We start from the raw sequence: 11485 nt of genomic DNA, 5'->3' as shown, positions 1-11485 counted from the left end.
GAGGAAGGTGGCCTTGGTGGTTCGGTCATCTGGATAGACACCGAGAACACTTTCAGGCCCGAGAGGATAAGGCAGATAGCTGAAAACCGCGGGCTTCAGCCCGAGGAAGTTCTCAAGAACATCTACGTTGCTCGCGCTTTCAACAGCAACCACCAGATGCTCCTCGTGGAAAAGGCTGAGGAGATCATCAAGGAGAAGGCCTCAACGGACAGGCCCGTCAAGCTCCTCGTGGTTGATTCCCTGATGTCCCACTTCAGGAGCGAGTACGTTGGGAGAGGAACGCTCGCTGAGAGACAGCAGAAGCTGGCAAAGCACCTAGCGGATCTCCATCGCCTAGCGGACCTCTATGACATAGCAATCTTCGTCACAAACCAGGTCCAGGCTAAGCCGGATGCCTTCTTCGGCGATCCGACGAGACCCGTTGGGGGCCACATCCTGGCCCACAGCGCAACGCTAAGGGTCTACCTCAGGAAGGGTAAGGCCGGAAAGAGGGTTGCTCGCCTGATAGACAGCCCGCACCTGCCCGAGGGTGAGGCCGTCTTCAGGATAACTGATAAGGGTGTTGAGGACTAATTTTTTAACCCCCTTTCCTACCTTTTTCCATGCACAAGGTTGAGTACCTGGGCGAGCCAACTCCAGAGGAGATCCGGGAGCTTTTCGAGAGGGCCCTCTCCCGGGGAGCTGTGCTCGTTGTTTTTGCCCGCTGTAAGGTTCACTACGAGGGCAGGGCCAAGAGCGAACTCGGCTCAGGGGACAGGGTTATAGTGCTCAAGCCCGACGGCTCTTTCCTCGTTCACCAGAGCAAGAAGAGGGAGCCGGTTAACTGGCAACCGCCAGGGAGCGTCGTCCGCTTTGAGATGAGGGAGCTTCCAGCTCTCGTTTCAGTTAGGAGGAAACCCCGGGAGACCCTCGTGGTTGAGATGGAAGAGGTATACCACATGGTTCTCTTCCAGGCTGAGGACTACGAGGAGCTGGCCCTTACCGGTAGCGAGGCTGAGATGGCTGAGGTGATATTCAAGAAACCGGAACTGATAGAGCCCGGTTTCCGACCCCTCCACAGGGAGAAGCCGATAAAGCACGGCATAGTGGACATCCTCGGGGTAGATAAGAACGGAAACATCGTCGTCCTTGAGCTGAAGCGGAGGAGGGCTGAACTTCACGCGGTTAGACAGCTGAAGAGCTACGTCGAGGCCCTTAGGGAGGAGCACCCGAACGTTAGGGGAATCTTAGTTGCTCCCTCCCTCACCTCCGGGGCAAGAAAACTCCTCGAAAAGGAAGGCTTAGAGTTCAGGAAACTTGAGCCACCAAAAAGGGAGAGGGGAACCGGAGGCAGGCAGAGGACTCTCCTTTAACCCATACCCATCTCGTGCGGGAGAAGCTCTCTAACCCTGACGAGGATTACGTCGCCTTCTCTCTCAACATCCGTGACCCTTCCGAGCCCTAGGAGTTTTATCCTGGCCCTGCAGACAGTCATTTCCCTCTCGTCGCTTTCCTCCCAGGGTATCCTCATCTCAAGCTCCCTAGCCTCGATGAGCTCGGTTAGCAGACCTTCCGTCCCGACCGAGACGTCCTCGAAGGGGTCGTAGGTCAGGAACAGCCTTGAGGCCTCTTCAAGGGCTCTCTCCACGGCCAGGACGTTCCTCGCGCCCCTGAGCTCAATCGTCCGGTAGGGGTTCTTCAACAGCTCGTCGAGAACCCTTCTAGCTATTCCGGCCAGGACAACCGCCTCCATACTCTCACCTCACAGGTAGAGGGTTTCATACTGTTGCTGGGCTTTCTTTCTGGCCTCCTCCATCTGCTGGTGCATCCTCCTGAGCTGTTCCTCTATCATCTCGGCCTCCTTTAGGAGAGGTTCAGTTGACGCCTCTATCGGGACTATCTTCTTCAGTGCCTCGATGACGTTAGCCGCTGCCCTCGGGTCGGGTCTGTCCCCGAAGGTCTCGCCGAGGAGGACGTAGGCGTCGAGCCCCTCCCTTGAAGCCTCCCATAGGAGCTTTCCGCTCATCCCCATTATCGAGCCGTACTGGAGCACCTTTACTCCAGCTTCCTCAAGCTTCCTGTTGAGCTCTTCCCTCGCACCAACTCCCCATACTTCCATCTTCTCCTTGAAGAGGCCGATGCCCATACCACCGAGTGAAACCACCGTTTGGGCGTTCATCTCCTTGAGGTACCTCGCGAGCTCCCTGGCTATCTCGTTGACCAGTGTTGGGGGGACGTAGATGTCCGCGACGGCCACTATTATGTTGTCCTTCCCGTAGAAGCGGAGCGGGGGGTTTGGTTTGCCCTCCAGAACCAGCGTAACCGGCGGGAGGAACGGGCTTTCAACGTAGCCTATCATATCCATGTTCAGCTCCTTGGCCAGGAAGTTCCCCGCTATATGGCCGACGAGGCCTATCCCGGGGTAGCCCTCTATAAATATTGGATTCTTTATTTCGGGGAGAACTATCTTGACTGGTTTGCTGTTCTCCATTTCTTCATCCCCCGAAGAGTTTAATTCCAAAAGGTTATTAAATTTTTCGGGTCATTTGTTTCCAGAGTGTTGGAGAAATTAGATTGAGTCACTTTGTTTGTTACTTTGGCCGAGTGGCCTATCCCCCGCCCTGAAGGGCGAGACTTTCAAAAGAAGACTGTAAGTGGGTGGACGGCAGTTGACATGTTCGTTCGCTACCAGATTGACCTGAACAAGGCTAAGGGAGTCACCGAGAATCCTTACTTTGTGGATGAACTTACACACCTTATCCTCGAGAAGTTTGACAAAGAGCTTGACGCTGAGATTGCACCCTATGCCAGGAATCTAACTCCTGAGCAGAGGGAGCAGTTGAAGTACCTTCTCATCAGTGACTATGTTTCCTACCTTTACCAGAAGAGCTTTTATCCCAAGAATGCAAAAACCCTCGTGGTGAAGCCCATTAAAGTTGCATCCATTAGGGATAAGGGTAAGGTTTACGATTACTACTACGCTCCGATGAGCTCGTCGATTCCCTATCCAATCCACTGGTGGGTACAGGTTAGGGTTGATATTACTGGGGGGCATGGTTTTGATTCCTATGACGTCAATGGAAACAACAACATCTCGGAAATAGTTGTTGAATGGAGCGAAAACGATGTAATCTACGAGGTTCATTTCTATGATGAGGACTACCCAGTTCCTGGAGTTGACCAAGCATATGACCAATATAGGTGCCATAATTACTCAGATAGGGATTCAACGTATGATTGTGAGGACATTGAGAGCATTGAAGTTTTAAACGGCAAATTGATATTCCGTAGTGATTGGAGTAACGACCAGACCTATGCCACTTTGTGCGTGCGTCATTTAATTCACTCCGAACCATACGAGCAAGGTGTGGTAATTTATGTTAGTAACACTTGGGACCATCTAATGGCAACCTTTGGCACTAATCCTGATATGTCTAAAAATTGGGGGTACACGGCATGGAACTGAAGCGGATTTTCTCTTTTCTTTCTCTTTTGGTGATTTTAGTTGTGATAATTTACTTTGAATTCATGTATCTTCCTTTCACGACCGAGTGCTATTACGTAAGGGGACCTGTCATTTACGACAATCCATGTCTTGTCCTCTCAACGATCTTGGAATCACTCGGCCTTGTTGTTTTGGCCCTGCTTTTCTCGAACAAGAAGGGGGCCTTTTTCGTGACCGCTGTTGCGTACCTCGGCTTTCCGCTTCTTATGGGGGTTACCAGCTTCGACAGGGTTCTCGCTGGGGTTGCTCTAATCATGTCGGTGCTGTTCATGCTCCTTGGTTTTTCTAAGATAAATCTCAAGATGGCCCTTACTTGGGTGTTGGGAGCCCACGTTTATTTTTTGATGATGTTTTTCCTATGGGTACCGCTCATGGTGCTTTCTGACCATTATTTTCACCCGCAGGAACTTCTTGACGGGTTGCTTATCATGCTGTTCTTCTTCTCTCCTCTTCTGTGGAGGTACAGGGGATGCGGAGCTTTCTTTGCGTTTTCTGGTGGTGTATACACAACCCTCTACTTCCTGATTCCGGGGTTTTACCTCTTCGCCTACGAAGCATTCCTATCCCTCGTGGGGTTGCTCCTCTGTTTGTGGAGGTACCGTAAATGAAGCCAAAATCGGGTGGAAATGGAAAACTCGTCAGAGGGGTGCTCTTCGCGGTTTTACTAGCAATTCTGGCCTTCTTTGAGGTGCTCTACTTCTTCGGCTCTCTCGATGGGACGTGCTATGCATTCTGCGTGAGCTTTTACAACCTCCTCTGTCTCGTCTTTTCAGTGGGGATGTTCATCTTCGGGCTGGCTTCGGTGATAGCGTGGTTTCCCAAGTATGGGAAGCTTGCCATGGCGTCTCTCTCCCTCTACTTCAGCGTTACCCTCTTAGCTTCTCTCTGCTGGGCTCGCTGGGTTCTGGCCCTGTCCGTTGCAGGCCTAGCCCTTTCGCTCATCGCCTTCAGGCTCTCTGGAGGTAGTGCTATACAATCAAGAGATGTGGCAGAAAGATTTTTCTTTGGCCTCGCTTTCTCGGTATTTTTATTAATCGACGATGTTATTCGTTGCGCTGACTTTACTCTGGAATCCACAATCTGCGCGCTTCTCCTGTTGGGATTACTTTCGGTTCCCCTCCGGATAAAGCGCCTGCACTATTCCCCCATCCCGCTCTTGATGTACTTCATCCTCCGCCCTGCTATCTCCAATTCCCAGACCGTTGAAGGTTTTGCCCTGCTTGGAGTTATGGTATCTGTTCTTGCTCTGGCTTTTGCGTTTGGCAGTCCGGATCAGCGTGGTGGGGGTGAGCTTTAGTGCGGAGCTCCATTTCCACTGTGAATACTGTCGATACCAACCCAGATATGGCAAAAGTCTGGCATTATTATTCATGGAGGTGAGGATATGAAATACTCTGTTCGCTCCCTCATTTTTTTGAGGCTTTTCCTCAGGATTTTTGTCTTTACTTATCCGTTATTCATGACGGTTATGTACAACTTCTGGATTTTTGAAAAGCTACCAACCATCGCATTGTGGGTATATATAGCTTTCATGGCTATCTTGGAGATCATCCTTGGCATTACCGGTGATCGCTTGCCCTTAAAGCACCTTCTAACGGCCTATGCCCTCATTGCTCTCCCATTTGAATTCCCAAGTGTTCTCCTCAGCGGCATTTGGTTTACTACATTCCTTGTTTTCCTCCCTTGGGTCATTTTTTGGTATGGGTCTCTGTTGCTGTTGGTCATTTTTTCAATCACTTTCCGGCCTAGCAATGAGGGGGTAGGGGGAGCTAACTAACTGAGTTTTATTTCCACTGGAGAGGCAACCCTTAAATAACTCGGGCTTTATTTTTACGGGGTGGTGATCATGCCGAGGATAGGCATAATAGGCGGTTCTGGCGTCTACGGCGTTTTCGAGCCGAAGGAAACGGTAAAGGTTCACACACCATACGGAAGGCCGTCCGCTCCGGTGGAGATAGGCGAAATAGAAGGAGTTGAAGTTGCGTTCATACCGAGGCACGGGAAACACCACGAGTTCCCGCCACATGAGGTTCCCTACAGGGCCAACATCTGGGCGCTCCATGAGCTGGGCGTTGAGAGGGTTATAGGAATCACCGCGGTTGGCTCGCTCCGCGAGGAGTACAAGCCGGGCGACATAGTCATAACCGACCAGTTCATCGACTTCACCAAAAAGCGCGACTACACCTTCTACAATGGGCCTAAAGTAGCTCACGTCTCGATGGCTGACCCCTTCTGCCCCGAAATGAGGAAGATATTCTATGAAACCGCCAAGGAGCTCGGCTTTCCGGTGCACGAGAAGGGCACCTACGTCTGCATCGAAGGCCCAAGGTTCTCAACTCGCTCCGAGAGCTTCATGTTCAGGCAGTTCGCCCACATCATAGGCATGACCCTTGTTCCAGAGGTTAACCTCGCGCGCGAACTCGGAATGTGCTACGTTAACATCGCAACGGTAACCGACTACGACGTCTGGGCCGAGAAGCCCGTCGATGCACAGGAAGTCCTCAAGGTCATGGCCGAGAACAACTACAAGGTTCAGGAGCTCCTTAGGAAGGGGATACCGAAGATTCCGGAGGAGAGGCACTGCGGCTGTGCGGATGTGCTGAAGACAATGTTCGTGTGAAATGATATTTTTTCTTTTGAAAGCCTCCTCTTTGAGGCGGGGGTCAGAGGGGGCTTGCCGGGCTCACCGCCTCGAAAAAGCACGGGATTAGCATCAAAGCTTTCAGGACTAACACTAACAAGGTGGATGCCGTGGATGGGCACTTTAGAGGAACATTGGGATTCCTTCTGATGAAACCTTTTTAACTCCCACCGAAAACATAGCCTTTCAAAGGGGCTGAGGTGGTCGGGATGAGCATTCTCATCAGGAACGGTTACGTTATCTACGGCGAGAACTTTGATGTGGTAAAGGCCGATGTTCTCATCGAGGGGAACAGGATATCTGAGGTCAGGAGGAGCATAAAAGAGTCCGCCGATACTGTTATAGACGCAACCGGGAGGGTCATTTCCCCAGGCTTCGTTAATCTTCACACACACTCCCCCATGGGCTTTTTTAGGGGGCTGGCAGATGATTTGCCTCTGATGGAGTGGCTTCAGAAGTATATCTGGCCTAAGGAGGCCAGGCTTACCCGGGAGGATGTAAAGGTTGGCGCCTACCTGGGGACTCTTGAGATGATAAAGAGCGGCACGACGACCTTCATGGACATGTACTTCCATATGGATGCGGTGGCTGAGGCAGTCCTTGATGCCGGTCTCAGGGGCTACCTCAGCTATGGCATGATAGATCTCGGTGACCCCGACAAGACGGAGAAGGAGATAGATGAGGCCCTCCGCGAGATGAAGGTCATTGAAAAACTGAACTCTCCCAGGCTTTACTTCGTTTTTGGTCCCCACGCCCCTTACACCTGCTCGCTGGCCCTTCTGAGAGAAGTTCGGAGACTTGCCAGCGAGAAGGGCAAGCTGATAACGATCCACGTTAGCGAGACAATGGCAGAGCTCGGGAAGATACAGGAGCGCTACGGCAAGAGCCCGGTCGTTCTCCTCGATGAAATCGGATTCCTCGGGAGCGACGTGATAATAGCTCACGGCGTCTGGCTGGACAGCAGGGACATCCAGATTCTGGCAAGAAACGGCGTCACCGTCGCCCACAATCCCGGGAGCAACATGAAGCTCGCCAGCGGAGTGATGCCACTTCAAAAGCTCCTCAACGCGGGAATCAACGTCGGCCTCGGCACCGATGGAGCCGCGAGCAACAACAACCTTGACATGCTAGAGGAAATGAAGCTCGCCGCTCTTCTCCACAAGGTTCACAACCTCGATCCGACTGTTGCCGACGCCAAGACGGTCTTTAAGATGGCAACGCTTAACGGCGCAAAGGCAGTGCGCCTCAACGCTGGGGTTATAAAGGAGGGCTACCTCGCCGATATAGCCATAATCAACTTCAACCAGCCCCACCTGAGGCCTGTAAACAACGTGATAAGCCACCTTGTCTATTCCGCCAACGGCAACGACGTTGAGACGACGATAGTGGACGGCAAAATCCTGATGCTCGACAGGGAAGTACTCACCCTCGACGAGGAGAAGGTTATCGGCGGGGCAGAGAGGGTCATAGAGAGGTTGAGTTAGCATTAAATTCTTTCCCTCTAACTTTCTCCGGTGGTGGTATGGAGTTCGAGATTGTTAGAGGTGATATAACTCGCTTCCCTGCCGAGGCTATAGCCAATGCGGCCAACCGCTATTTAGAACACGGCGGGGGAGTTGCCTACGCGATAGCGAAGGCAGCAACTGGAAACGCGAGGGAATACGTCAGGATAAGCAAGGAGATGATGCGAGAACAGCTCGGAAAGGACTGGATAGAGCATGGGGAGGTCGTAGTAACCCCCGCCCTAAGGCTCGAAAAGCACGGAATCAGGTACGTTATCCACACGGTTGGCCCCTACTGCGGTGGTATCTGGGATGGAGAAAAGAAGGAGAAGCTCAGGAGGGCCATCCTCGGTGTTCTCAGGAAGGCCGAGGAGCTCGGTGTGAAGAGCATAGCCTTTCCAGCGATAGGCGCCGGCATATACGGCTGTCCCCTCGAGGAGGTCGTTAAAACTTTTCAGGAGGTCGTGGAGGAGTTTAAGGGGGAAGCGAAAAGCGTTGAGAGGGTCTATCTTGTGCTTCACCGGCATTAACAGTTAATGTTCTTAAAGCTTGGAGTTACTTAAAGGCGATGGACTTTTAAGATTCAGTGGGGAAATCTCACGGGTGCTAAATATGGTGGGGGTTAATAAAAAACTCCTCAAGGATTATCTTGATGACTTGAGGGTTCTCTCATCGCTTGGGGCCGTTGAGCTAACGTCTGCTTTTGTTCAGGAAATCTCAGAGCAATTGAAGACCCAAAACGCTCGCAAGTACATTGAGAGCATTGGTTTTGCAAAACCCGAGTTCCTGCTCTCCGAGTTTCTGTTCAGCCCAATACTTGAACATTTGGGCCTTGAGTGGGTGCCGGAGATAAAGCTCGGCAGTGGATGGGTGGACTTTGTGGTAAAGAGCGGAGCAACCAATCCAGTTGCCATCGAGCTTAAGGCAATGCACAGAGCATACAAAGTTAAGAACGGCGTAAAGATAAAGCCCCTTTCGCTTGAGGACATCTACAATCAGATGAAAGGCGAGAGGGAAAACCAGATAGTGCGGTACCTCAAGGAGGCGCAGGTTGACTACGTCATCCTCACGAATCTCGTCGACGTTTATTACTTCAGCAGGGAGGCTGTCTATGACTTCAAACCCTTCCACAGAGAGTCTTTTTCGGAGTTTGCAACCGAACTCGGGGAGATCCGCGACATCTGGGAGCTTGTGAGGAGGAAGGAAGATAAACTTCCCCAGTACGACCTCGACGAGAGGTTCTTCAACGACCTTAAGGGCTGGTACGCAACCCTTGAAAAGGTGAAGTGGAGGATTAAAAATCCGAGCGAGAGCATTGTGCATCTGCTCAACAAGTTCATGTTCATAAAAACGCTTGAGGATCACGGCCTAATTCCCTTCCGTTTCCTTCATGATACCTTCACGTCTGTTGAAGGAAGATGGAGCCCTCGTGGCCCGAGGAAAGTCCTTGAGGAGTTCTTCGGAGAGATAGATGACTGGTTCTACGCTTACTATGATACGGAGCTTTTCAAAAGCTCTCCGCTGGATACCCTTGAGGGTAGCGATGAGAACATAACGAGCTTTATGAAGAGGATCAAGCTCATCCTCGGAGTTGAGGGATGGAGAGGGGCATTCCAAAGGGGCCTCCTCTACTACAACTTCAGGAAGATCGACGAGGACGTTTTTGGGAAGGCCTACGAGATGTTTTTGGCCGAAAAGAGAAAGCAGATGGGGATATATTACACCCCCAGCGAGATAACCCGCTACATGGCCAAAAGACTCGTTGGGGAGCTTTTTGAACCCGTCAAGAACGAACTCCTTGAGGTTCTTAACTCGAAGGAAATAGAGGAGGAAAGGGCATGGGGGCTGGCGAGGAAGCTCACTTCGATTGCAATTGTTGACCCTGCCTGCGGTTCCGGCTCTTTTCTGATCAAAGTCCTGAGGGAAATCTATGCCGTTTATGGAGAGATAGATGAAAAGACAAGATGGGCTGAGAGCTACAAGAACGCTCTTAAAGAGCTTGCGGAGCCGGAGCACATAAGAAAACAGAAGGCCCTCGTTAGGGAGATAAGGAAGTTCCTCGGTTTTGGCCTTCACAGGAGAAAGCTGCTCTCCCTCATAATTCTCCGCCACATCTACGGCGTTGACCTCGACGAGAGGGCAATAGACGTCGCCAAAGTTAACATCTGGAAGGAGGCAATAAAGCTCGAACCTCAGGAATTCAGGTACAAAAACCTCGGCTCGGAGGAGCACATCCTGCCCGACCTTGAGATGAACCTCATAAACGGCAACTCGATAGTTTCCCTTCCGGACGACGAGGTAGTCGAGCTGATGAAGGACTTCAAGGACGAGATAAAGGCACTCTGGGAGAAGAGGGAGGCTTACCTGAGAGATCCGCTGAACCCTGAGGTTCTTGAGGGGATGGACGAGATAAAGGCGCGGATAAGGGAGAAACTGATCGAGAAGATGAAGGAGAAAGGTTGGGACTTCGAGAAGCCCCTGTTCTATCCGCTTGAGTTCTTTTTCCTCTACTTCGACGAGAACGGCGAGCCTCTACCCAAAGAAGAGAGGGGCTTCCACGGGGTGATAGGCAACCCGCCGTGGGAGACTGTTGAACCCTCGGAGAAAGAGTTCGCGGCCCTACATGAGGAGCTTTTCAGGGATGTTTTCCCGAAGGGAGTTACGAAGTTCAGCATATCCGGTAAAGAGTTCAAGAGAAAGTTCAGCAGGAAACTGGAGGAATCTGAGGAACTTACAGCTCTGTGGGAAGAGTATCACGGCAGGATAAAAAGGCTCTCCCAGTTTGTTCGGTGGAGATACAGGTTCAGCACTGAAGGGAAGGTAACCCTTCAGAAAGTCTTCCTCGAAAGGGCGATCGAGCTTTCCAAAGGTGTCGTGAACCTGCTCATTCCCTCCAACTTCCACACTGATGAAGGTGCGATGCCCCTAAGGAAGGAAATTTTTGAAAATTATTGCCTCAGGGAGCTGATTTCCTTCGAGAACCGCGGACATGGATGGTTCAGGGATGTTCATCCCCAGTTCAAGTTCGACGTGGTGTTTTTCACGAAGGATAAGTGTAATAGGCCCTTCAGAGCGGCCTTCTATGTTACCCAGAGCGACTATGAGGAGTGGCTTGCTAAAAACGGCGGAACCTTCGAGAACTTCATTCAAGCAGTAACATTTAACTATCCACGGAACGTCATATTTGACCTTTCACCTTATGTTTTTGGGGTGTTTGAATTTAGAAAGGCTCCGAGTGACATCGGCCTATGTTTAAAGATTAGAGATAACCACAGGCTGTGGCAGGAGCTCTACGGACGTAACCTGATTCAGGCAGACTTCAATATGACTACCGATAACCGTCTCTTCAACACGTCTCACAGAGGCCTCGTCCTCTACGAGGGCAAGATGATACACCAGTACGAGCCGTTCTTCAGCGAACCGAGGTACTGGGTCGAGGAGGAGATGGGAAGGGAGAGGGTCTTAAAAAAGGAGCTTAGAAGAGTTAGACAGTTCCTTAAGGCCGAAGGTCAGAGACTTGGGCTTAAAGGAAAGAAACTCAAAGAGTTTATTAACGAAAACTACGAACTCGCAAGGGAGAACTTTGAGAGCGGAAGGTTTAAGCTCGACTACGAGGAGCACAGGCTCGTTTACAGGGCGATAGCAAGCTCTACAAACGAGAGAACCCTCATAAGTGCAATTCTGCCCAAGCGGGTCTTCATGGGGCATTCACTTAATTACTTCAAACCCTTCAGATACGCCATCAGGGACGGGAAGCTCGTTCAGGAGAGGATACCCTACTCGGAAACCCTATACCTCATGGCGCTCCTCAACAGCTTCACCCTCGACTACTACATAAGGCAGAGGGTCTCGGCGAAC

General features: G+C 51.3%; 12 protein-coding genes. 10 read left to right on the top strand and 2 right to left on the bottom strand.

From position 1 onward, the window contains the following. Positions 1-573 (top strand): DNA repair and recombination protein RadA (radA, locus tag MVD07_RS01025; RefSeq protein WP_297497440.1); only part of this gene is annotated, 573 nt, incomplete at its 5' end. Positions 574-602: 29 nt separating this feature from the next. Further along, the gene (nucS, locus tag MVD07_RS01020; RefSeq protein ID WP_297497436.1) at positions 603-1352 is read left to right on the top strand and encodes an endonuclease NucS; all 750 of its coding nucleotides are present in this window, start codon (positions 603-605) and stop codon (positions 1350-1352) included. Here the strand turns inward: nucS and MVD07_RS01015 are convergent. After that, positions 1349-1732, bottom strand: a complete 384-nt coding sequence (locus tag MVD07_RS01015; RefSeq protein ID WP_297497434.1) for a DUF473 domain-containing protein — start codon at positions 1730-1732, stop codon at positions 1349-1351. The genes nucS and MVD07_RS01015 overlap by 4 nt on opposite strands. A 9-nt stretch (positions 1733-1741) precedes the next feature. After that, positions 1742-2470: a proteasome assembly chaperone family protein gene (locus tag MVD07_RS01010; RefSeq protein ID WP_297497431.1), complete on the bottom strand. Its 729-nt coding sequence runs from the start codon at positions 2468-2470 to the stop codon at positions 1742-1744. Positions 2471-2653: 183 nt separating this feature from the next. Between MVD07_RS01010 and MVD07_RS01005 the strand changes: the two genes are divergently transcribed. From MVD07_RS01005 to MVD07_RS00970, 8 genes are all read left to right on the top strand, one after another. Next, complete coding sequence (locus tag MVD07_RS01005) at positions 2654-3445, top strand: hypothetical protein (protein ID WP_297497428.1); 792 nt, start codon at positions 2654-2656, stop codon at positions 3443-3445. Continuing rightward, the gene (locus MVD07_RS01000) at positions 3436-4092 is read left to right on the top strand and encodes a hypothetical protein (protein ID WP_297497425.1); all 657 of its coding nucleotides are present in this window, start codon (positions 3436-3438) and stop codon (positions 4090-4092) included. Before MVD07_RS01005 ends, MVD07_RS01000 begins: the two co-directional genes overlap by 10 nt. Then, positions 4089-4781 carry a hypothetical protein gene (locus MVD07_RS00995; RefSeq protein WP_297497422.1) on the top strand — a complete coding sequence of 231 codons (693 nt, stop codon included), beginning with the start codon at positions 4089-4091 and terminating at the stop codon, positions 4779-4781. Before MVD07_RS01000 ends, MVD07_RS00995 begins: the two co-directional genes overlap by 4 nt. Before the next feature lie 87 nt (positions 4782-4868). After that, on the top strand, positions 4869-5261 hold the full coding sequence (locus MVD07_RS00990; RefSeq protein ID WP_297497419.1) for a hypothetical protein: 393 nt from the start codon (positions 4869-4871) through the stop codon (positions 5259-5261). A gap of 69 nt (positions 5262-5330) precedes the next feature. Further along, positions 5331-6104, top strand: coding sequence for an S-methyl-5'-thioadenosine phosphorylase (locus MVD07_RS00985; protein ID WP_297497443.1), 774 nt, complete (start codon positions 5331-5333; stop codon positions 6102-6104). A gap of 230 nt (positions 6105-6334) precedes the next feature. Then, on the top strand, positions 6335-7609 hold the full coding sequence (locus MVD07_RS00980; RefSeq protein ID WP_297497416.1) for an amidohydrolase family protein: 1275 nt from the start codon (positions 6335-6337) through the stop codon (positions 7607-7609). A 38-nt stretch (positions 7610-7647) separates the two neighbouring features. After that, entirely contained in the window at positions 7648-8157 is a 510-nt protein-coding gene (locus MVD07_RS00975; protein WP_297497414.1) for a [protein ADP-ribosylglutamate] hydrolase, read from the top strand. A gap of 82 nt (positions 8158-8239) precedes the next feature. Then, positions 8240-11485: N-6 DNA methylase (locus tag MVD07_RS00970; protein WP_297497411.1), on the top strand; the 3246-nt coding region annotated here is incomplete at its 3' end.

The sequence above is a fragment of the Thermococcus sp. genome, assembly GCF_027008145.1.
Taxonomy (GTDB): domain Archaea; phylum Methanobacteriota_B; class Thermococci; order Thermococcales; family Thermococcaceae; genus Thermococcus.
The sequence above is the reverse complement of the archived record's forward strand: the minus strand, read 5'-3'. Positions and strand labels throughout refer to the sequence as shown.